The 21,730-nt window shown below is 70.7% G+C and carries 21 protein-coding genes; 5 read left to right on the top strand and 16 right to left on the bottom strand.

Annotation, left to right across the window (positions count from 1 at the left end; genetic code table 11):
- From M3B01_RS05020 to M3B01_RS05050, 7 genes are all read right to left on the bottom strand, one after another.
- On the bottom strand, positions 1-2,473 hold a 2,473-nt coding region (locus M3B01_RS05020), incomplete at its 3' end, for a phosphoketolase (protein WP_259789933.1).
- A gap of 193 nt (positions 2,474-2,666) precedes the next feature.
- Positions 2,667-3,515, bottom strand: coding sequence for a MetQ/NlpA family ABC transporter substrate-binding protein (locus M3B01_RS05025; RefSeq protein WP_259789934.1), 849 nt, complete (start codon positions 3,513-3,515; stop codon positions 2,667-2,669).
- Positions 3,516-3,666: 151 nt separating this feature from the next.
- Entirely contained in the window at positions 3,667-4,362 is a 696-nt protein-coding gene (locus M3B01_RS05030; RefSeq protein WP_259789935.1) for a methionine ABC transporter permease, read from the bottom strand.
- The gene (locus M3B01_RS05035) at positions 4,359-5,375 is read right to left on the bottom strand and encodes a methionine ABC transporter ATP-binding protein (protein ID WP_259789937.1); all 1,017 of its coding nucleotides are present in this window, start codon (positions 5,373-5,375) and stop codon (positions 4,359-4,361) included. Before M3B01_RS05035 ends, M3B01_RS05030 begins: the two co-directional genes overlap by 4 nt.
- 116 nt (positions 5,376-5,491) lie before the next feature.
- Positions 5,492-6,544, bottom strand: a complete 1,053-nt coding sequence (locus M3B01_RS05040) for an ABC transporter substrate-binding protein (RefSeq protein WP_259789939.1) — start codon at positions 6,542-6,544, stop codon at positions 5,492-5,494.
- A 59-nt stretch (positions 6,545-6,603) separates the two neighbouring features.
- Entirely contained in the window at positions 6,604-7,488 is an 885-nt protein-coding gene (locus M3B01_RS05045; protein WP_259789941.1) for an ABC transporter permease, read from the bottom strand.
- Positions 7,485-8,348, bottom strand: a complete 864-nt coding sequence (locus M3B01_RS05050; protein ID WP_259789943.1) for an ABC transporter ATP-binding protein — start codon at positions 8,346-8,348, stop codon at positions 7,485-7,487. Before M3B01_RS05050 ends, M3B01_RS05045 begins: the two co-directional genes overlap by 4 nt.
- Before the next feature lie 269 nt (positions 8,349-8,617).
- Between M3B01_RS05050 and M3B01_RS05055 the strand changes: the two genes are divergently transcribed.
- The 3 genes from M3B01_RS05055 to M3B01_RS05065 all read left to right on the top strand — a co-directional run bounded on the left by M3B01_RS05055 (position 8,618) and on the right by M3B01_RS05065 (position 10,979).
- Positions 8,618-9,001, top strand: a complete 384-nt coding sequence (locus tag M3B01_RS05055; protein ID WP_259789946.1) for a hypothetical protein — start codon at positions 8,618-8,620, stop codon at positions 8,999-9,001.
- A gap of 1 nt (position 9,002) precedes the next feature.
- Complete coding sequence (locus M3B01_RS05060; RefSeq protein ID WP_259789947.1) at positions 9,003-10,040, top strand: ABC transporter ATP-binding protein; 1,038 nt, start codon at positions 9,003-9,005, stop codon at positions 10,038-10,040.
- A 72-nt stretch (positions 10,041-10,112) separates the two neighbouring features.
- The gene (locus M3B01_RS05065) at positions 10,113-10,979 is read left to right on the top strand and encodes an ABC transporter permease (protein ID WP_259789948.1); all 867 of its coding nucleotides are present in this window, start codon (positions 10,113-10,115) and stop codon (positions 10,977-10,979) included.
- Positions 10,980-11,028: 49 nt separating this feature from the next.
- Here M3B01_RS05065 and M3B01_RS05070 read toward each other — a convergent pair whose 3' ends face one another.
- Complete coding sequence (locus M3B01_RS05070) at positions 11,029-12,609, bottom strand: HNH endonuclease signature motif containing protein (RefSeq protein ID WP_259789949.1); 1,581 nt, start codon at positions 12,607-12,609, stop codon at positions 11,029-11,031.
- Between the two features lie 129 nt (positions 12,610-12,738).
- Here M3B01_RS05070 and M3B01_RS05075 point away from each other — a divergent pair, with 129 nt between their 5' ends.
- Both M3B01_RS05075 and M3B01_RS05080 read left to right on the top strand, forming a co-directional pair.
- Positions 12,739-14,037 carry a sensor histidine kinase gene (locus M3B01_RS05075; RefSeq protein WP_259789951.1) on the top strand — a complete coding sequence of 433 codons (1,299 nt, stop codon included), beginning with the start codon at positions 12,739-12,741 and terminating at the stop codon, positions 14,035-14,037.
- On the top strand, positions 14,034-14,672 hold the full coding sequence (locus tag M3B01_RS05080; RefSeq protein ID WP_259789952.1) for a response regulator transcription factor: 639 nt from the start codon (positions 14,034-14,036) through the stop codon (positions 14,670-14,672). Before M3B01_RS05075 ends, M3B01_RS05080 begins: the two co-directional genes overlap by 4 nt.
- An 88-nt stretch (positions 14,673-14,760) precedes the next feature.
- Here M3B01_RS05080 and M3B01_RS05085 read toward each other — a convergent pair whose 3' ends face one another.
- The 8 genes from M3B01_RS05085 to M3B01_RS05120 all read right to left on the bottom strand — a co-directional run bounded on the left by M3B01_RS05085 (position 14,761) and on the right by M3B01_RS05120 (position 21,599).
- Positions 14,761-16,347, bottom strand: coding sequence for an AbgT family transporter (locus M3B01_RS05085; RefSeq protein WP_259789954.1), 1,587 nt, complete (start codon positions 16,345-16,347; stop codon positions 14,761-14,763).
- A 103-nt stretch (positions 16,348-16,450) separates the two neighbouring features.
- A complete protein-coding gene (locus M3B01_RS05090) occupies positions 16,451-17,884 on the bottom strand; it encodes a M20 family metallopeptidase (RefSeq protein ID WP_193865675.1) in 1,434 nt (477 codons plus the stop codon).
- 140 nt (positions 17,885-18,024) lie between these two features.
- Positions 18,025-18,735, bottom strand: a complete 711-nt coding sequence (locus M3B01_RS05095; RefSeq protein ID WP_193865676.1) for an alpha/beta fold hydrolase — start codon at positions 18,733-18,735, stop codon at positions 18,025-18,027.
- A 201-nt stretch (positions 18,736-18,936) separates the two neighbouring features.
- The gene (locus M3B01_RS05100) at positions 18,937-19,398 is read right to left on the bottom strand and encodes a nucleoside deaminase (RefSeq protein WP_348981910.1); all 462 of its coding nucleotides are present in this window, start codon (positions 19,396-19,398) and stop codon (positions 18,937-18,939) included.
- A gap of 70 nt (positions 19,399-19,468) precedes the next feature.
- Positions 19,469-19,858 (bottom strand): type II toxin-antitoxin system VapC family toxin, encoded by a 390-nt coding sequence (locus M3B01_RS05105; RefSeq protein WP_193865677.1) that lies wholly within the window; start codon positions 19,856-19,858, stop codon positions 19,469-19,471.
- Positions 19,859-20,158, bottom strand: coding sequence for a type II toxin-antitoxin system Phd/YefM family antitoxin (locus tag M3B01_RS05110; protein WP_193865678.1), 300 nt, complete (start codon positions 20,156-20,158; stop codon positions 19,859-19,861).
- A gap of 142 nt (positions 20,159-20,300) precedes the next feature.
- The gene (locus M3B01_RS05115) at positions 20,301-21,164 is read right to left on the bottom strand and encodes a DUF981 domain-containing protein (RefSeq protein WP_259789960.1); all 864 of its coding nucleotides are present in this window, start codon (positions 21,162-21,164) and stop codon (positions 20,301-20,303) included.
- Positions 21,165-21,287: 123 nt separating this feature from the next.
- Positions 21,288-21,599 carry a hypothetical protein gene (locus M3B01_RS05120; protein WP_193865680.1) on the bottom strand — a complete coding sequence of 104 codons (312 nt, stop codon included), beginning with the start codon at positions 21,597-21,599 and terminating at the stop codon, positions 21,288-21,290.
- Positions 21,600-21,730: the final 131 nt, after the last annotated feature.

A 21,730-nucleotide genomic window follows, 5' to 3' on the forward strand; every position in this document is an offset into this window, starting at 1 on the left:
CGTTGTCGCCACCGGTCTCAGCGGCCACCCCCGGGGCTGCGGTCGTAGCGTCGCCGCCGTCGCCCCACTGCCAGTCGGCCACTTCGGGGACGTCGGCACCGTGGGTGTAGGCGTAGGCGCGGGCACGCACGCGGGCGTCCTCCATCTCCTGGCGCAGCAGGGCCTGGGCGGTGCCCAGCCCCTCCACCCTGTCAATCACGTCCATCACCAGGTGATAGCGGTCGGTGTCGTTGCGCATCAGCATGTCGAACGGGGTGGTGGTGGTGCCCTCCTCCTTGTAGCCGCGCACGTGGATGCGGCCATGGCGGTCGTGGCGGTAGGCCAGGCGATGGATCAGCCACGGGTAGCCGTGGTAGGCGAACACCACCGGGATGTCCTCCCCGAAGATCCCGTCGAAGGCCCGCTGGGACAGCCCGTGCGGATGCTCCGTGTCGTCCTGAAGGCGCATCAGGTCCACCACGTTGACCACTCGCACCTTCAGGTCCGGCAGCTTCTCCCGCAGGATCTTGGCGGCAGCCATGGTCTCGATGGTCGGGATGTCCCCGGCGCAGGCGAGCACCACATCGGGCTCCTGGCCGGCCACCTCGGTGCCCGCCCATTCCCAGATGCCCAGACCGCGGGTGCAGTGGGTGATCGCGTCCTCCCGGCTCAGCCACACAGGGTTGGGCTGTTTGCCGGCCACCACCACGTTGACGTACTGCTTAGAGCGCAGGCAGTGGTCCATCGTCGACAGCAGCGTGTTGGCGTCCGGCGGCAGGTACACCCGGACCACCTCGGCCTTCTTGTTGACGATGTGATCGATGAAGCCCGGGTCCTGGTGGGAGAAGCCGTTGTGGTCCTGCCGCCACACGTGCGAGCTCAGCAGGTAGGTGAGCGAGGAGATCGGGGCGCGCCACTCGATCTCGTTGGTGATCTTCAGCCACTTGGCGTGCTGGTTCACCATCGAGTCGACGATGTGGATGAACGCCTCGTAGGAGGAGAACAGTCCGTGCCGGCCGGTCAGCAGGTACCCCTCCAGCCAGCCCTGGCACTGGTGCTCTGAGAGCATCTCCATCACCCGGCCCGTGGTGGCCAGGTGCTCGGTGTGATCGTGGTCCTCGAACTGCGCGTTCCACTGCTTGTCGGTCACCTCGTAGACGGCCTGCAGCCGGTTCGAGGCGGTCTCGTCCGGGCCGAAGATCCGGAAGGTCTCCATGTTCTGGGCGGTCACGTCCCGCAGCCAGGTGCCCAGTACCCGGGTGGGCTCGGCGATCGTCGCGCCCGGGGCCTGCACATCCACCGTGTAGTCGCGGAAATCGGGCAGCCGGAGGTCCTTGCGCAGCACCCCGCCGTTGGTGGCAGGGTTCGCCGACATCCGCAGACTGCCCTCCGGGGCCGTCGCGGCGATCTCGGCTCGCAGGGCGCCGTCCTCGTCGAAAAGCTCCTCGGGCCCATAGGAGCGCAACCAGCGGTCCAGATCCGCCAGGTGCTCATCGGTGTCGCGTGCGCTGGCCAGGGGAACCTGGTGGGAGCGCCAGGAGCCCTCGGTCTTGTGCCCGTCGATCTCCTTGGGCCCGGTCCACCCCTTCGGGCTGCGGAAGACGATCATCGGCCAGGCAGGTCGCTCAGTGGTCCTGCCCGCCTTCGCGTCCTCGGCCGCCTGCTTCTTGATCGCGGCGATCTGGTCAAGGGCCTCGTCCAGCACCTCGGCGAAACGGCGGTGCGTCTGGATCGGGTCCTCGTCATCGAAACCCCCGGTGAAGAACAGCGGCGTATGACCGTAGCCTCGCATCAGGTCGGCGAGCTCGTCGTCCCCGATGCGGGCCAGCACCGTGGGGTTGGCGATCTTGTAGCCGTTCAGGTGCAGGATCGGCAGCACCACCCCGTCGGTGTGGGGGTTGATGAACTTGTTGGAGTGCCACGAGGTCGCCAGCGGGCCGGTCTCGGCCTCGCCGTCACCGACCACGGTGAAGGCGATCTCGTCGGGCCGGTCCATCATGGCCCCGTAGGCGTGGGAGAGGGCGTACCCCAGTTCGCCGCCTTCATGGATCGAGCCCGGCGTCTCCGGGGCCACGTGGGAGGGGATACCGCCGGGGAAGGAGAACTGGGTGAACAGGCGACGCAGCCCGTCCACGTCCTGGCCGACTGCCGGGTACACCTCGGAGTAGGTGCCCTCCAGATAGCTTGCCGCCACCAGCCCGGGGCCGCCATGGCCGGGGCCGGTGATGTACATGGCCTTCAGGCCGCGCTGACGGATCGCGCGATTGGCATGGGCGTACAGGAACGTGAGCCCGGGCGTGGTGCCCCAGTGCCCCAGCAGCCGCGGCTTCACGTGCTCGCGCTGCAGAGGCTCGCGCAGCAGCGGGTTGGCCATCAGGTAGATCTGGCCGACCGAAAGGTAGTTGGCTGCGCGCCACCAGGCGTGGATCGACTCGAGCTCATTGTCACTGGGAGCCTTCGGCGCCGCATCGGGCCAGGACGGAACGGTGGACATGGTGCCTCCTCGGTGCTCGACGGTGCGAGCTGGACGATGCCGTGCCTCCACAGTAGGACGATCCGCGGGCCGCAAAAAGGGACCAGCACTGCGAAGAGGTGATCCGGGCCGTTCCGGTCGGGGCGAGCGGAAGGGGGGGGCCCCCCCCCGCCGGGGGCCGCCCGCTCAGGCTGTCAAGGCCGGTCCGGTCTGGTCAGAAGGCGGGGATCACGGAGCCGTCGGTGTAGGTGTCCAGGATGAACTGCTTGACCTCCTCGGAGTGCAGCAGCTCATCGAGCTTCACCAGGGCCTCGTTGTCCTTGTCGGCCTCGCGCACCACCACGAGGTTCGCGTAGGGGCTGTCCTCCCCCGGCTCGAGGAACAGGGCCTCCTCCTTCGGGTTGAGCCCGGCCTCCAGGGCGTAGTTGCCGTTGACGGCACCGACGGCGAAGTCACCCAGGGAGCGGGGGATCTGTGCCGCCTCCAGGGTGGTGAAGCGCAGGTTCTTGGGGTTCTCGGCGATGTCGGCGGGGGTGGCGGAGACGATGTCCACGCCCTCGGTCAGCGTGATCAGCCCGGCGGACTCGAACAGGGCCAGGCCGCGGCCGGTGTTGGCGGGGTCGTTGGCCACGGCCACCTCGGCGCCGTCGGAGATGTCGTCCAGCGAGCTCAGCGACTCGGAGTACAGGCCCATCGGCTCGATGTGCACGCCTTCGAAGGCGTGGAACTCGTAGCCCTTCTCCTCGACCTGCTGCTCGAGGAAGTTGGGGGTCTGGTAGAAGTTGGCGTCGATCTCGCCGTCGTTCAGGGCCTGGTTGGGGATCTGGTAGTCGGTGTACGGGGTGATCGACAGCTCGAGCCCGGCATCGGCGGCCAGGTTGTCCTGGACGTACTGGAGGATCTCGGCGTGGGGCTTCGGGGAGGCGCCGATGGTGATGGTGGTGACGCCGCCCTCCTCCGTGGGTCCGTCGGAGCTGGTGCCTCCCGCCCCGCAGGCGGAGAGGGTCAGCGCTGCCAGGCCGGCCGAGGAGGCGAACAGGGTGCGGCGGTCGATGCGGGTCATGGGGTCCTCCTGTGTGGGGTGTGTCGGGGTCGGGGTGCGCTCTGCGCGAGGGGCGGGAGCGCTCAGGTCGTGCGGGGGGTGGGGCGTGCAGGTGGGGCGGGCGGGGCAGGGCCCTGTCGGGTCACCGCTTCATGTCGTCGCCGTCATGTCGTCACCGGCTCACGGCACGGTGGTCGACGGCGCGCGCCAGTGCCGTGCCCGCACTCTGCAGGGCGATCACGATCAGCACCAGAATCACCACGGTCGCGATCATCACCACGTTGTCGTAGCTCTGGTAGCCCATGCGTATGGCGAGGTCGCCCAGGCCCTTCCCGCCGACGGCGCCGGCCATGGCGGTGTAGCCGATCACGGCGATCGCGGTGGTGGTGAGGGACCCGATGATGCCGGGCAGCGCCTCGGGCAGCAGCACCTGGCGGATCACCTGGAAGCGGGTGGCGCCCATCATCCGCACCGCCTCGATCTTCCCGGCGGCGACCTCCTGCAGGTTGATCTCGATCAGCCGGGCAAGGAACGGGATCGCCGAGATGGTCAGGGCGAACATGGCGGCGTTGGGGCCGGTCACCCGGCCCACCACGAAGCGCGTCACGGGGATCAGGGCGATGATCAGGATGATGAACGGGAAGGAGCGGCCCACGTTCACGGCGAAGCCCACCACGCGGTTGATCCAGCGGGTGAGGCCGTGGGGCGAGCGGGAGGTCTCGAACAGGGCGACCCCCAGCGGTACCCCCACCAGGGTGCTCAGCAGCATCGTCCCGGCGGTCATGTACAGGGTGATCAGGGTGTTGGACCACAGGCTGAAGTTCGAGTCCCAGGTGGTGAACACCGGGTTGGTGAGGATCTCGGTCATCGGCGTGCCTCCGTTGCCACCACGCCGGCCTCGCGCAGATCGGTCAGGAACTGCTGCAGCCCGGGCCGGGTGATCGGTGTGCCGTCGTGGTTGCGCAGGGCCAGCTGCACGCGCCCCACCTGCACGCCGGCGATGGTCTCGATGGTGCCGGCCACGATGGTGGCGCGGGTGCCGTAGGTGGCGGCAAGGTCGATGAGGTCCTGCGTGGTGCGCATCCGGGAGTTGCCCCCGTAGTCGCAGTCCACCATCACGTCGTCCACACCGGTGGGGGCCGGAGGCAGGGGGATCAGCTCCGAGGCCAGCGGGCCGGTGGGGTCGCTGGCCACCTCCAGCAGGCTCCCGGACTGCGCCACCGTGCCGTTCTCCAGCAGCGTCACCTCGTCGCACACCTCCCGCACCACGCTCATCTCGTGCGTGATGATCACGACCGTGATGCCCAGCCGTGAGCGCAGGTCGCGGATCAGCTGGAGGATCTGCCGGGTGGTCGAGGGGTCCAGGGCGCTGGTGGGCTCATCGCACAGCAGCACCTTGGGCTCGGCGGCGAGGCCGCGGGCGATGCCCACCCGCTGGATCTGCCCGCCGGAGAGCTGGGCGGGGTGATTGTTCTCGCGGCCCTCCAGGCCCACCAGGGAGACCAGCTCGGCGACGCGCTCGGCACGGCGCGCGGCGGGCATCCCGATGATCTCCAGCGGGTGCGCGATGTTCTTGGCGGCGGTGCGGGAGTCCAGCAGGTTGGCCTGCTGGAACACCATGCCGATTTCGCGTCGAGCCGCGCGCAGGGCGGCCCCTTCCAGCGCAGCGATGTCCGTGCCGTCGATCTCCACGCGGCCCGAGGTGGGCTTCTCCAGTCCGGTCAGGCAGCGGATCAGGGTGGACTTCCCGGCCCCTGAGCGACCCACGATGCCGTGGATCGATCCCTTCCCGATGTGCAGGTCGATCCCGCCCAGCGCGACGACGGGGTCTCCCCCGCTGGGCGCGGGGAAGACCTTGGTGAGGCCGTCCAGAGTGATCACCACGGCAGTGAATCATCGGGTGCTCCCCGGCCGGTAGCGCGCGTTCATCCAGCGACATATTCGCGGCCGGCGAGCCTCGCGGTGATGTCGCAGCTCACACAGCAGCGGGGGTGCGCTCAGGCGCCGCTGCCCTCGGCGAAGCTCGCATCGACGATCGTGGACACGTCCAGCGGCTCGCTGGAGGTGATCTGCCCGGCCTCGATCCACACCTGCTGCATGTTCTCCAGCTGGTCGGGCTGCGGCGCGAGGTCCGGCAGGTAGGAGTACATCGGGGAGGCCTTCAACACCTCGATGTCCTGCCCCAGGGTGTCGACGAGGATCTGGTAGACCTCGTCGGACTGCTGACCGTCGTCGGAGAGCTCCTGCGCGCCCTTGGTGAGGGCGGTGAAGAAGGGCTGGGCAAGGTCCGATCCGATGAAGGTCTCGGAATAGGTGACACCGGTGCCGGTCACGCCCTGGGCGGGCACCGCGAGCGGGGATCCCACTCCGGCCTCCTCGATGGAGGTGGAGAAGGGGGCCGACGGGGTGGCGGCGTCCACCGAGCCGTTGGTCAGGGCCGGCTCCTGGTCGGGGGTGGAGAGGTTGACGACCTCGACGTCGTTCAGGGTGAGGCCGCCCTCCTCGAGCATCGCCGCGAGCAGGTAGCCGCCGGTGGCGCCGGGGCCACCGGCCACCGCGATCTTGCGGCCCTCGAGGTCCGCGACGGAGCTGACGGAGCCGTCGTCGATCAGCTCCTGGCGCACCTCCAGGGCGGTGGGCGAGTTCTTCGGGTCGCCTGGGGAGATGCCCATGGAGCCCACGATCTTGAACTGCAGGCCCTGGTTGAGGGCATTGAACATGCCGGCGCTGAAGCCGGCGACCATAACGTCGAGCTGGTCGTTGGACAGCATGGGGATGCCGTCCTGGCCGGACTTCAGCGGCACCAGCTCCAGGGTGATGCCCTCCTCCTCGAAGAAGCCCTTGGCGTCGGCCACGTACAGCGGGGTGAACAGGGCCGAGGGCAGGTGGCCCACGCGCACGGTGCCGCCGGCACCGCCGCCACCACCATCGTCGGAGCCCCCGTTGCCGCCGCCGTTGCCGGAGTCCCCGGTGACGGCGGGGCCGCAGGCGGCCAGGGTGAGGCCCGCGGCTCCGGCGGGCAGGAGGGAGAGGATGGTGCGGCGTCGCATGGGGTGCTCCTTCATCGGGGCGGGGAATGGGGGTGCGGCAGTGCGGGGATAGGTCGGGGTCAGCGAGTGCGGCGCCAGGGCAGCAGCAGCTTCTCGGAGTGGACGATGAGCGAGGTGAGCACGGCGCCGATGATGCCGATCACCACCAGGCCCACGTACAGCTTCTCCGGCAGGAACAGCTGCCAGGAGTTCCAGATCAGGTAGCCCAGACCGGTGGTGGAAGCTCCGGTGAACTCGACGGCGGTCACCACCACCACGGCGGTGCCGGTCGCTGTGCGCAGCCCGGAGAACACAAAGGGCATCGCGCCGGGCAGCACCACGAAGCGGAACCGGTCGAAGCCGGTGGCGCCGTAGGCCGTGCCGGCCTCCAGCAGCTTCTTGTCGATCGCCCACACGCCGGAGACCGCGGCGATCTGCATGACGAAGAACGTGGTGATGAACACGGCGATGATCTTGGGCAGCTCGGTGGGACCGAAGATCATCAGCAGGATCGGGAAGATCGCGATCTTGGGCAGCGGGTACAGCGCGGAGAACAGCGGCCCCAGCGCTGCGTTCAGGGCGCGGGAGGAGCCCATGAGCAGTCCGACGGCGATGCCGCTGATCGCACCCAGTCCCCCGCCCACCAGCAGGCGCATCAGGGTGGGGCCGGTGTGCATCCACAGCTCGCCGCTGCGGGCCATCTCGATGCCGGCGGTGAGGATCCGGCTGGGGGGCGGGAAGAAGCGCGGGTCGATGATGAGGGCACGGGCACTGATCTCCCACAGCAGCACCAGCACGATGGGGGCGCTGATGGACAGGACGAGATCGCGGGTGCTGAGCGCTCGGGCATGCCTGCGCTGGGCCTGCGCGGCCTCCAGCGTGCGCTCCTCGCGCCGGCTGAGTGCCGCGTCAGCGGTGTCAGCCTGCGGACTGCGGGCAGGGGCCTGCTCGTGGGAGGCGCTCATGCGGTGGCCTCCTTCGTGCCGGCGCCGCCGGCCAGGGCGTCCTCACGCAGCGACTCCCAGATGTGGGAGCGCAGGCGGGTGAACTCAGGGGTGGCCTCCACGCCGATCGAGCGGGGGCGGGCGAACGGCACCTCGATGTCCTCCTTGAGGCGGCCGGGGCGGGGGGTCATCACGATCACCCGGTCGCCCAGGATGAGTGCCTCGTCGATGTCGTGGGTGACCATCAGGACCGTCTTGCGCTCCTGCTCCCACAGCGTGACCAGCTCCTCCTGCATCAGCATGCGGGTCTGGGCGTCCAGGGCGCCCAGCGGCTCGTCCATCAGCAGCAGGGGGCTGCCGGTGGCGAAGGCGCGGGCGATCGCCACGCGCTGGCGCATGCCGCCGGAGAGCTGGTGGGGGTAGGAGCGGGCGAAGTCCTGCAGGCGCACACGCCGCAGCCAGTCCTCCGCGATCCGGTCGCGCTCGGCGCGAGACGTGCCCATCATGCGCAGGCCGAAGGTGATGTTCTCCCGCACCGTCATCCAGGGGAACACGCCGTGCTCCTGGAACACGAAGGCCGAGGGGATGGGGTGCTCGGCTCCGGTGACCTCCACGGTGCCGACGGTGCGCTCCTCGAGCCCGCCCACGATCCGCAGGAAGGTGGACTTGCCGCAGCCGGAGGGGCCCACGACGCAGGTGAAGGAGCCCGGCTCCAGGGTCAGGGAGAAGTCCTCGAGCGCCCACACCGGGTCGGAGCCGGAGAAGAAGACCTTGGAGACGTCCTCGGCGACGACGGTGGCCCGGGCGGCATCGGCCTGCCGGGCCGTGTCGGAGTCCCGGCCGGCGCGGGAGTCGTCGGTGGGCGACGGAGCGGCTGCCATCGGAACTCCTCGGCAGGTCGTGACGGGATGATCGGGAGGATGACCGGGCGGGTCGATCGCCCCACTGTAGATCCGGGAAACGCCCCTGACCGCACCTGACCAGTCTGTGGACAAATATCCCAATAACCGGACAGAGGGGGTGGGGACCAATGCGGCACCGGAGCCGCGCCCATCCATGACATCTCTCATCGCCGGGTCGTGAGAAACGCACATGAGCTGGTGAAACAGCGCCCTACTGGAGAGGTGCGCGGCTCGGAAGAGTAGGGGCCATGAACACGACGAAGATGAGCCTCACCACCTCGACCCGGGCGCGCGGTTCCGGCTGCACACCGGCCACCTCGACCCCCACACCGGCCACCTCGACCGCCACACCGACCGCCCGGGAGTCCACTCGCCCCGCACGCACCAGTCCCACCGCCGATCGCGGCGTGCTGGGCGATGTCATGGGGTTCCGCCCCTCGGCGACGCTGGGCCGCGAAGTGTTCGCGATCGCGATCAACATCGTGATCGTGCTGGCCGTCGCCATCGCCGTGCAGCCCCCCGTGCTGGCCTGCGTCGTGGGCGGAGTGATCGTGGCCGTGATCCTGGCGGCGCGCCTCGCGGCCGGCTTCGCCACCGAAGGCTACGCCGAGCAGCTGAAGGGAGGGCGCTGACATGACTGCCACGACGACCGCACGGGACCTCACCACCGCGCAGGACGCCACTGTCCATGGCATCCATGGCTCGACCTCCGGCACCGCCGCACCGCGGGAGACGGTGATCCGCGTCGAGGGCCTCGAGCGCCGCTACGGCCGGGGCCGCGACAGCCATCTGGCCGTGGCCGGGATCGACCTCGAGATCCGCCGCGGCGAGCTGTTCGCCCTGCTGGGCACCAACGGCGCCGGCAAGACCTCGACCCTCGAGGTGCTGGAGGGCCTGGCCCGGCCCACCGGCGGCACCGCGAGCGTGTTCGGCCTGGACCCGTACCGGGACCGCCGCCATGTGCGCCCCCGCCAGGGCCTGATGCTGCAGACCGGCGGGTTCCCCACCGATCTCACCACGGCGGAGGCACTGCGCATGTGGACCTCCACGCTGTCGGCCCCGCGCCCGGTGAGCGAGGTGCTGGCGCAGGTGGACCTCGCCGACCGCGCCTGGACCCGCATCTCCTCCCTCTCCGGAGGGGAGGTGCGCCGCCTGGACCTGGCCTGCGCCATCGCCGGCGAACCCGAGCTGCTGTTCCTGGACGAGCCCACCACCGGGCTGGACCCCGAGTCACGCGCCCGCGCCTGGGAGCTGATCCGGGCACTCAAGGAGAACGGAACCACGATCGTGCTGACTACGCACTACCTCGATGAGGCCGAGACCCTCGCCGACGAGCTGGCGATCATGCATCGCGGACGTATCGTGCGACGCGGCACCGTCGAGGAGGTGGTGGCCGGCCACCCTGCGACCATCCGCGCGACCCTGCCGATCGACGCCCCGGCCGACGTCCCCGCTCTGCCCGTGATCCATGGCTCCAGCACCCGCGACCGCAAGGGCCGGCTGGAGATCACCACCGACCGTCTCGAGGATGACCTGCTGGCCCTGCTCAGCTGGAGCCGCGAGCAGGGCGTGGAGCTGTCCGGTCTCGACGCCCGCGCCGCGAGCCTGGAGTCCGTGTTCCTCGAGATCGCCGGATCCGGCTTGGAACCCGGCGAGACCCCGGCCGCCTGACATCCCGCCGCCCCCACGCCTGTGCGGTCAGCGCACCCGCAGGCGGTCCCACCTCCAGAAGGAACAGTCCCCATGAGCACCCCCACCCTCGACCCCGCGACCACCCCGTCCACGCCGACGGCCCAGCAGGCCGCCACCGCCCGGTCCCGAGCGACGAGCCCCCGCCGCGCCCCCCGCCTGCTGGGCCTGGCCCGCGCGGAGCTGACGCTGCTGCTGCGCAATCGCATGCAGCTGGTCACCGCGCTGCTGCTGCCCCTGTCGGTGCCGTTCCTCTACCTGCCGCTGGCGCGCCAGGGCGGCACCCGAGAGGCGATGGCCTCGGGCCTGGGCACCATGTTCGTGGTGGCGCTGCTGTTCGTCGTCTACTACAACCTGCTCAGCTCGTACGTGGCCCGCCGGCAGGACCTGGTCCTGAAGCGCCTGCGCACCGGTGAGGCCTCCGATGCGACGGTGCTGATCGCCACGGCGGTGCCGGCCCTGCTGATCGCCTTCGTGATGATCGGTGTGATGGGTGCGATCGCCGCTCCGCTGCTGGACCTGCCCCTTCCCGCTCGTCCCGGGGTGCTTGCGATCGGCCTGGTGCTGGGGGCGGCGGTGATGGTGCCGCTGGCGCTGGCCACGGCGAACATGACGCGCACCGTGGAGGCCGCCCAGGTGACCTGCCTGCCCCTGATGGCGGTGCTGGTGATCGGGGCGGGGGCCGCGATCCCGCTGCAGATGATGCCGGACTGGTTCGGCCGACTGGTCGCGCTGGTGCCCTCGGCCCCGATCACCGCGTTGGTGCGCCTGGGCTGGCTGGGTATCGATGCCGAGGGCGCTGCGCTGAGCACCGCCGAGGTGTGGACGCAGACCACCCAGCAGACCGGGATCCTGCTGGTGTGGCTGGTCCTCGGCATCCTGTTCGTGCGCAGCCACTTCCGCTGGGAGCCCCGTGGCTGACCTCCGGGTGCACGGCGGCACGAGGATGCGGCCGGTGCGCACCCGCCGCTCAGAAGGGCGGCGGCGTGCAAGACCTCATCCCTGTGCCCTCGTGCGGATCGGTGCAGTCCGGCCCGCAGTCCTCCTCGGGTTCATCCAGCAGCCCGCTGCGGAGGGCGGCCGCCATCTGCAGATCGGTGCGGTACGCCTCCCAGGACTCCTGGAGCGCCTGGGCCATCACCGGGGTGAGCAGATCCCGATTCGGGCAGATCGACACCCGCAGGCCGCTGCCGCGCAGTTCCCAGTGGGTGGTGCCATCGGGACCGCGAACCGGGTCGATCAGGCCTTCCGTCTTGAGGCGATGATGGGTGAAGCACAGCAGGTGCAGGTTCTCCACGCAGGTGGCCCCGCCGTTCTCAGGATCGGCGTGGTCGTACTCCTGGATGTGGTCGGCCTCGCTGGCATCGAGCGTGGGGCGGGTGCAGCCGGGAACGGCGCACACCGGGTGCTGCAGGCGCAGGTGTTCGAGCATTCCCGTGGCGGGACGGTACGTGGTCGCCTCGATGGGCAGGTACCGGCCGTCGACCGGATCGGTGAGGATGCGGTGCCAGACGGGCTCGCCCGCAGCCAGCCGCCTGGCCATCTCCGCCGGGATCGGGGTGAGGCCGTCCAGCACTGCCGGGGTGTCGGAATGACCGAGCAGTGTCAGGAACGGGACGGTCACCTGCATCCGGAATCGCGGCGCGGGGACCTCGACCCCGCCGGTGTCCAGCACGCTGCGGGTGAGGATCGCGTAGCGCAGCTGTGCCAGGCTCAGGGGGCTGCCGGATTCGTCGGCGGCGCCATCGATGTCGAAGGGGATCGGTGCACCGGCGGCCAGGGCCTTCCGCTGTGCGTTCTGCACGGCGCGGGCGCCGTTGTCCAGGCGGCGCGCGAGCGCGAGGATCTCCGGGACCGGGCCGGTGATGCGCAGGCAGGCGGTGCCATCGTCGATGGGGGACCGCTCCAGGGCGACATCCCGCAGATCCTGAGGGCGGGCGACCCCCTCGCCCTCGCGGACCAGCCATGCAGCCAGCAGTCGCAGCTCGCGACGGAACCGTGCGACGGGGATGGAGGCGAGGTCCCATTCAGAGACCCGCGCGTCGACCTGCGCCTTCTGCTGGGGTGTGAAGTCCCGGACGGTGCGCAGTATCCGATCGAACCATTCCACCGGGAGATCGCCGCTCTCCAGGCAAGCGAGCAGCCGGGGCAGCTGATCGACCGCGGTGCGGGCGGCGCGCAGCAGGGAACTGGCCTTGTCCCTGGTGGTGCGCAGGGCGATCCCCACCAGGAGGCCTGCTTCCTCGCGCTCCCCCGGTGGCTCGCCCGGCTCCGGCTCCGTCCACATCGGCGCGATCTCGCGCAGCAGCCGGGCGTGCTCGACGGACCTCCGGCGCTCCTGCGCGATCAGGCGGCCCGCCGCCGATGCCTGCGCCGAATCAGGGTCGATGCCGAGCCTGTCGGCCAGGGAGTCGGTGGTCAGGGGCTGGCGCGCTGTCACCCTCGCGCGCGGGGCCCGGGGCTCGTCGGGGACGCCGCGGACCCGACGCCCACGTGGAGCGCGGCGCGGCTCCTCGACCAGCCGGCCGTTCTCCCAGCGATGCACTGGCACTGCGCTCCCCTCCCTTCCGACGTCGACGTCGATCGATGTGAACCACGCTACGGAGGGGGTATGACAAACGAACCTCGCCGACCCGCTCCCCCACGACGCACGCCGTCACCGCCATGGAAGGATCGACCCATGACCACCGCCTCCCGCCCGTCTTCGGTGTTCTTCTGGTACACCGCGACCTCGGCGCTGGTCCTGGTCGCAGGCATGCCGGTGTTCGCCCTGTTCGTCAGCTGGGTGGAGCCCCCCGATCTGCCTGACCACCCCTTGTCCGCCGCCCTTTTCGTGCTGCAGACGGCCCTCTCCACCGCCGCGGCTGCGTGGTGGCTGGTGCGCTGGCGCGACGGTCTGCGCGATCGGCCGCTGCCCCGGCGGGCGCATGTGGCCGCGGCCGCGCCCGCAGTGGTGGCCCTGGTGATGCTGCTGGCGCGCGCGATCTCTCCCGCGGCGCCCGACGAGCAGGACCCCATGGTGATGATCAACCTGATCACCGTTCTGTCGGGTCTGGTCACCGTGCACATGGTGCTGCGCTGGTGGACCGCGATCCTCTCCGCTGCAGCCCTGACCGGCATCGCCGTGCTGGCCGGGCTCCCCTTGCCCGTCGCCGCCCCGATCGGATCGTTCATGCTGGCGATCGTCATCGGTCTGCGCAGCTCCCTGTGGCTGCTGGAGCTGGTGGACGGCATCGACCGCGCCCGGCAGATGGAGGGCCTGCTCGCACTGGCCGAGGAGCGCCTGCGCTTCAGCCGCGACCTGCACGACGTGATGGGCAGGGACCTCTCCTCGATCGCGGTGACCGCGGAGCTGGTCACCCAGCTGGCCGAGCGCGGTGACCCGCGCGCCGCCGAGCACGCCAGGTCCATCTCCGCGATGGCCCGCTCCTCCCTGGCCGACGTGCGCGCCCTGGTGCGCGGCTACCGCGACGTGGACCTCGCCTCTGAGCTGCAGGGCACTCTGTCGCTGCTGCGCTCGGCGGGGATCCGCACGCATCTGCGCGGCGAGGTGCAGGACGTCCCCGCCGAGCATGCGGAGGCCGCCACCTGGGTGCTGCGGGAGGCCGGCACCAACCTGCTGCGCCATGCCGACGCCACCGCGGTCACCATCGAACTGGGGGCCGGCGGGCTGACCGTCACCAACGACGGCGCTTTGGCCGTTGCGGCCGATGGGGGCCAGCCCGTCACGGAAGGTGCCCAGCCCGTCACGGAGAGCCCCCGCCCCGTCACGGAGAATGCCCGGCCCGTCACCGAGGGCACCGGTCTGCGCGGCCTGCGTGAGCGCATCGGCCCCGCGCGTGCCCTCAGCGCGCGTCGGGAGGGCGAGTCCTTCACGCTGGCCCTGCACTTCGCGCCCGGGACCGGCACCGCATCGACCCCCGGCACCATCGACCCGGCCGAGACCGCACCCACCCCGTCCGATGGAGGACCCCGATGACTCCCAGCACCCCGACCACCCCCGACAGCCCGCTGCGCGTGGTGCTGATCGACGACGAGAACCTGATCCGCTCGGCCCTGGCCACCATGCTGAGCCTGGAGGAGGACATCGACGTCGTCGCCCAGGCGTCCTCGGCAGCCGAGGGCATCCGCGCCACCTCGGAGCACACCCCGGACGTCGCCGTGGTGGACCTGCAGCTGCCCGACGGGGACGGCCTGGAGATCTGCGCGGCCATCGCGGAGCACTCCCCCGCCACACGGTGCATGATCCTCACCTCCCACGCCCGCCCCGGCTACCTCAAGCGGGCCCTCGAGCAGGGGATCCTGGGGTTCCTGCCCAAGACCACCTCGGCGCCCCAGCTGGCGGAGGCGGTGCGGGCGGTCGCCGCGGGCAGGCGGGCGATCGATCCGGAGCTGGCCGCGGAGACCATCTCCTCCGGCGACTCCCCGCTCACGCCGCGTGAATCGGACGTGCTGGAGTACGCGGCCGACGGCGCCAGCATCGACCAGATCGCCCGGCGCGCGCATCTGGCCGAGGGCACGGTGCGCAACTACCTCTCCAACGCGCAGGCGAAGCTGCAGGCGTCGAACCGGCACGAGGCCGTGGCCATCGCCCGCAGGCACGGCTGGATCTGAGCGCCGGGGGCGGGGCGACCGGCGGCCTCCCCGCCTGCGGGATCAGCCGCGTGCCGCCTGCGGGATCAGCCGCGTCCCGCCTGCGGGATCAGCCGATGAAGATGCCGTTGCCCGGCCCCAGAGGAATGTCCAGGTAGAAGAAGACCGCCAGGATCGCGGCCCAGAAGATCCAGAACGGCACCACGAAGGGCAGCATGCGGGCCATCAGGGTGCCGAAGCCGGCATCGGGCTGGTAGCGGCGCAGCATGCCCAGCAGCACGATCATGTACGGGTTCATCGGGGTGATCACCTGGGTGGCGGAGTCGCCCACGCGGAACGCGGCCTGGGTGAAGGCGGGCTCGTAGCCGATCAGCGCGAACATCGGCACGAACACCGCGGCCATGATCGCCCACATCGAGGAGCCCGAGATGATGAACAGGTTCAGGAAGCTCGCCAGCAGCATGAAGCCGACGATCGCGGGGAAGCCGGTCAGGTTCGCGCTCTCCAGGCCCGCGGCGCCGGTGACGGCGATCCAGGAGCCGATGCCGGACCAGTTGAACAGGGCGATGAACTGGCCCAGGATGAACGCCAGCACCAGGAACGGGAGCATGTCCTTCAGCGCGTTGGTCATCATCGCGACGGCATCCTTGGTGGTGCGCAGGGTGCCCACCACCCAGCCGTAGATCGCGCCGACCACCACGAAGTAGATGAACACGATGAACACGATGGAGTCCAGCAGCGGGGACTTCGGCAGGAAGCCGCCCTCCTCGTTGCGCCACGGCGAGCCGGAGGGCAGCACCGCCACCAGCAGCACCGCGGTGAGCACCACGGCCGCCAGCACCGCGATCAGCAGGCCCCTGTTCTCCTTCGGGTCGAGCTCGGCGCGCATCTGCTCGGCGTCGGCACGATCGGTGGCGTCGGAGTCGGTGGCGATCTCGTCGCGCGGGATGCCCTCACGGACGATGCGCGGCTCCAGGATGCGGTCGATGATGAAGCCGGCCACGATGCCCAGCACGATCGAGGAGGCGATGTTGAACCACCAGTTCGAGACCGGGTTCACCGGATCGAACTCGTAGCCGGGCAGGGCGCCCATCACGGAGGTGGTGATGCCGGCGAACAGCGCGTCCAAGCTGGTGGGGAACAGGTTGGTGGAGTAGCCCGCACCGGCTGCGGCGAAGCCGCCCAGCAGGCCGGCCACGGGATGACGGCCGGCTGCCTTGAACACCAGCGCGGCCAGCGGGGGCACCACCACGAAGGCGGAGTCGGCCATGATCGAGCTGACAACGCCCACCAGGCCCACCACGTACGGCAGCAGCCAGGCCGGGGAGGAGCCGAACAGCTTGCGCACCGCGGCCGAGAGCATGCCGGAGTGCTCGGCGATGCCGATCGCGAGCAGGATCGGCAGCACGGTCTTCAGCGGCGGGAACCCGACGTAGTTCTCCCCCAGGCTCGAGGTGAGCCAGGTCAGGCCCTCCCCGGTGAACAGGCCCTTGATGACCGTAGGCTCATCCGTGCCGGGCACGGTGACCGAGACGTCGGCGAGCGCCATGCCGGTGGACACCAGGCCCGTGATCAGGAACAGCACGAGGAACAGCATGAAGGGCTCGGGCAGCTTGTTGCCGAGCCTCTCGACACCGTTGAGGAGCCGGTCGCCGAGCCCGCGGGGGCCGGACGGCTGGGTGGTCGCCGTGCTCATAGGTTCTCCTGGGGGATGGGATGGGTCGGGGATGGGGGGAACCGTCGGCCCGGGGTGGGCCGGCAGGGAATGGTACGACGCCGGCGGCACCGGCCGGGTGTGTTCAGTCGAAGTAGCCGGGCACGTCGATCGCGCCGCCGGCCTCCTCGAACTCCTCGGTGACGGCCTTTGAGAGAGCGGGGTCGTGCAGCACGTCCAGCAGGGTCGCGGCCAGGCCGTAGGCACCGTCGGCCGCGGCGCTGCGGGCCAGGTCCGAGGTGGCGGCCTTCGCGAACTCGCGGGTGTGCAGGGCCGTGTCGGGGTCGGCGATGCGGATCATCGGGTGGATGCCGGGCAGGCGGAAGCTGACGTTGCCGAAGTCGGTGGAGGCGGCGAGGGTCTCGGAGACCACGCCGCGGGGCAGCGGGTCGCGGCCGCGGCGCCGCTGGGCCTCCACCCAGCGCCCGGTGAGGGTGGTGTTGGTGCGCACCGGCAGGGACGGGGGCTGCTTGTCCCAGGTGACGGTGACGCCGCAGCTGGTCATCAGGGCGGCGCCGCGGGCCACGTCCTCGATGCGCCGGGACAGGTCGCGCAGCGTCTCGGGGGCCAGGGACCGCACGTACAGGTCCAGTCGGGCCAGGTCGGGAATCACGCTGGCCCGGTCGCCGCCCTCGCGGATCACGGCGTGCACGCGGTCCGACGGCGGGATCTGCTGGCGAAGTAGTCCGATCCCCTGGTACATCAGGCTCGCGGCGTCCAGCGCGTTGCGGCCCATGAAGGGCTGGGCGGAGGCGTGGGCGGTGCGGCCGTGGAACTCGACGGTGAGGGTGCGGCGGCCCAGCCAGGCGGTGTCGGCCACATCGTGGCTGAAGGGGTGGGCCATCACGGCCATGTCGATGTCGTCCCACGCGCCGCCGGCGGCCATGACCTCCTTGCCGGAGTGGCCCTCCTCAGCGGGGGTGCCCAGGTAGACGATGCGACCGGGCACGGCCGACGGGTCCTTCTTCGCCAGCGCCGCGAGGGCCAGGAACGCCCCCAGACCCATCACGGCGATCACGTTGTGGCCGCAGCCGTGGCCGACGACCGGCAGGGCGTCGTACTCGGAGAGCACCGCGAGGGTGGGGGCGCCGGGCGCGGCAGCCGCGTCACTCTCGGCCCCGGTGGCGCCTTCCGCATCGGACGCGGCGGCCCCGCGGATCTCGGCGCGGATGGCGGTCTCGACGCCGTGGGCGCCCAGCTCGGCCTCGATGCCGTGCTTGCGCAGCACCTCGACGATGGCCCTGCTGGACCGCACCTCCGCGAAGGCGACCTCGGGGTGCTCGTACAGGTCCAGCATCAGCTCGACCAGTTCGCCGTGGACGGCCTCGACCTCTGCCTCGAGCGCGTCGTGCAGCTGGGCGGGGGCGCCGGTGTGCTCGGAGCCCGCGTGACGACGGGTGCGCATCGCCGTGCGGGTCTGCGCCTCGAGCTGATCCACGTAGTCGGAGGACGGCGGGATCGGCTCGGCAGCGGGGAAGGTCGAGAGGTCCAGGAGGTCGCGGGGGTCACGGTCGGTCATTGCCGCAGGATAACGACCGGCCGTTGCGATCCGTGCCGGATGTCCGGGATCGACCGCTTCTGCGCGGGCGGCTCGCCGCCCCCGCTCAGGCCTGCCGCGAGCGCGTCGGCCTCGGCCCGGCGCGGGACTGAGCAGGCCCATCATCCGAGGTCAGCGGCGACCCCGGCGATGACCCCGGCCAGCTGCCGGGGTGCGCTCGCCATCGGCCAGTGCCCGCTGTCGAGATCCACGAAGCGCAGGTCCCGCACTGGCTCGAGCTCGGGCAGATCGCCGGCGGCCAGCCACTGACGGGCATCCTCGGGCGAGTACTCGGGGCACACCATCGCCACCGGCACCTCGTGTCGACGCGGGTCGGTGTAGTGCACGGGGGCGCGGGTGACGGACTCGGGCACAGGGTGCATGCGGGCCTCGAGCCAGGCGCGGGCCCCGGCGTCGAGGTCGTCGCTGTCCGGCCCCGCGAATGCCTCCCAGCCGGGGAAGACGCTGACGCCGTCCGAGACCGGGGCGAAGCCCGCGTAGGCCTCTCCTTCGGGAGCGGGCATGCCGCCGATCATCACCACCGCGGCGACGTCGTCCACACGGCGGTCCGCCACCATCCAGGCGAGGGTGGAGGCCGCGGAGTGCCCCACTACCAGCACCCGGTCGTCGGCGGCGTCGATCGGGGCGAGGGCAGCCTCGAGCTGGTCGTCGAGGCCGGCGGCTGCCGCCGCGGGGGCCGCGCCGGGTGTGGCGGCACCCTGGCCGGGCAGGGTGAGGGGGAAGGGCCGGTGCAGGGCTTCGCGCAGCGGTCCCAGCACGGGCTCCCAGACGGAGCCGTCGAGCCACAGCCCGGGCAGCAGGATGATGTCCATGGAGGAAGTGTGCACCCCTTGACCAGCGGACGCCAGGGGCTCACGCTGGCTCCGCCGGCCCGACCAGTCGCGCCCATCCACCAGGAGCGGCCATGAACGAGGACGGTCCCCTCGCCACCGGCGTTCGCGATGCCGACGGCATGCGCGATTCCGGCGGGTGCGCTGTGCTCCTGACCGTCATCGGCGTGCGCGTGCCCGCAGTCAGCGCTTGCGCCGCGCGCGGAAGAAATCCCGCAGCAGGTCACCGCACTCCTGCCCTCGCACGCCCACGGTGACCTCGGCGCGGTGGTTCAGCCGGGGCTCGCGCAGCAGGTCGTAGAGGGATCCGGCGGCCCCGGCCTTCGGGTCCATCGCCCCGATGACCACGCGCTGGATACGGGCGAGCACGATCGCACCCGCACACATGGTGCACGGCTCGAGGGTGACCACGAGTGTGCAGCCGGTGAGGTTCCATCGCCCGGTCGCCCGGGCGGCCTCCCGCAGGGCCAGGATCTCGGCGTGAGCCGTCGGGTCCTCATCGGCCTCCCGGCGGTTGCCGGCTGCGGCCAGCACCTCACCGCCCGGTCCCAGCACGAGCGCGCCGATGGGGACGTCGGCGGGCTCGCGTGCGGCAGCGGCGCGGGCCTCGTCGATCGCCAGGCCCATCAGGTCGTCGTCGGTCACGGGCTCATTGTCCCGGTTCGTGGAGCGCACTGTCGCTGCTAACCCGCATCGCGCACAGCGACCAGGGCACTCACCAGATCCGTCGCAGTCCGCTGACCTGGTCGAACATGCGGTCCGAGCTGACCAGAGGGCATCCCCTGCGCAGCGCTTGAGACGCGAGCATGCGGTCGAACGGATCACGGTGCGCCCACGCCATGGTGCCTGCCAGGAGGGAGTCTGCACTGCTCACGGGAAGCTCTCGCGCCAACCACCGTTCGAGGTTGCGGACGTAGTCCAGGACGAGGTGCTCACCGCCGGGCAGCTTGCCAATGCGCACCTTCGTGGCCAGCTCCCACGCCGTTGCCGCGCTGACCAGGACGACGACATCGGGGTCGGCAAGAACCTCCGTGGCCGCGGAGGAGAGTCGCTCCGGCTGCGACAACCCCCAAATCAGCACATGGGTATCGACCAGCAGCTCCACTCACGCCTCCCACGCCGTGAGCTCATCCTCCGGCAGCTCGTCGAAGAAGCTCTCGGGGAGTGTGTAGGAGATGAACCCGAAGGGACGGGCCTCCAGATCAGAGCGCAGCGGTGCCAGGCGGGCGACCTGCCGGTCCCCCCGGGCGATCGTCACCTCGGCACCGCTCTCCACCTCCCGCAGCAGTGCAGACAGCTGCGTCTTCGCGTCCTGCACCTTCACCACGCGAGGGGCATCGTGATCTGCCGTGGCACCGGAACTCTCCGTTGCCCCCTTCTGCACTGCCCCACCCTGGACCCTCATCCTCCAAGGCTAAAAGCTCGAACCACCCTGGTCAACCGATCTGGTCAACTGCGGAATGCACACCCGCGGGAACTGGGCGACGAAGGGCGGTGCCCCACCGGACGCATCCGATGGGGCACCGCAGCAGGAAGGGCACAGCAGGTCAGGGGCGCATGCCCAACTCGAGCTCGTTCACGATCATTCCCACATGGGTGTAGTAGTTCAGCGCACCGAACAGCAGCAGGAACAGGCCCGCCGTTACAAGGAGAGCCACCACGAGCTTGGCCAGGCCCGGCACGACGGCCTGCTCGGTCGCAGCCGCGGCACGCGCGGCCTCGGCGTCGGACTCACGATCCGCAGCGCCGTCGGCGTCGGTCGCATGGGCACCGGCGGCGCGCTTGCCCGTGGAGGAGGCCTGGGTCACCACATGGGGGTAGCGGTGCGCATTGGCGTCGACCACGCCGTGCATGGCGAAGGGGAACAGCGCCGCGGCGATGCCGATGATCCCGTACAGGCCGGAGATGATCGCGGCCTCGAACCAGGGCCACTTGGCGAAGTAGCCGGAGATCGGCTCCCACTCGGGGGCGGCGAACAGGGTGTAGATGTTACCCACGAACAGGATGGCGATGCAGGCCAGGCCCATGCCCACGATGAACGGGGTGAGCGGGCGCAGTGTCTCGAAGAAGTCCCGCAGGGGGTTGGTGGAGGCGCGCAGCTCGTCGCGGCGGCGCCACAGGAAGAAGGCCAGTGCGGCCATCAGCAGGCCGAAGGCCAGGGCGGGCTCGCCGAAGATGATGTTGTCGAAGGGGAGCTCCTCCAGCGGCCACACCAGGGTCATGTGCAGGCCGGTGGTGATGAGCACGGCGGCCAGCACGCCGAAGCTGAGGGCCCAGCCGTCGTAGGCGACGGGGCGGAGGGCGCCGTCGGCCGCGGGCCTGCGCATGCCCAGCAGTTCCCGCAGGAAGAGGACCAGAGTGAGCAGGCCGGCGCCCGCGGCGATGGCCATGATGGTGTTGTAGATGATCACTCAATCAACATACCCGCGGCGGGTTCTCGGTAGGTCCGACGGTGGTGTCTGATCGCTCAACAGCGCGGCGCGAGACCCCGCCGTCTGCAGGAGCCCCGCGCCGCCAGCGACCGTCGGTCCCGATCAGCTGCGGATCGAGCGGGTCAGCGCCGCTCCGGCACCGAGGATCATCAGCACGCCCAGGGCGATCACCCAGCCGACGTTGTGGACGAGCAGATCCGGAAGCACGGCCGCACCGTAGAAGGAGGCCGGGATCGCATCGGTCACGGGCCCCTCACCGAGCTGCAGCATGCCGGAGCGAACGGCATCGACGGCGGTGGCGGCCATGATCAGCGCGGCCAGCACGATCGTGGTCAGCAGACCGGCGGTGCGCAGGCCGTCGAAGGCGGGGGCAGGGCGGGCGCTCGGGGCGGTCTTCGTGGTGGGGGTGGTCATCGTCTTCCCTTCCTCTCAGGGGGCGTCGTTCGTCCGTACGGGAATCACTCTTCCGCGACTGCGGCCGTCCGGGCAGAGCGCTCTGTCACCACTGTCCCCTCACATATGTCACCGGTACCTCGGATCCGCTG

Source organism: Brachybacterium sp. p3-SID957 (genome assembly GCF_025144775.1).
Lineage (GTDB): Bacteria > Actinomycetota > Actinomycetes > Actinomycetales > Dermabacteraceae > Brachybacterium > Brachybacterium epidermidis.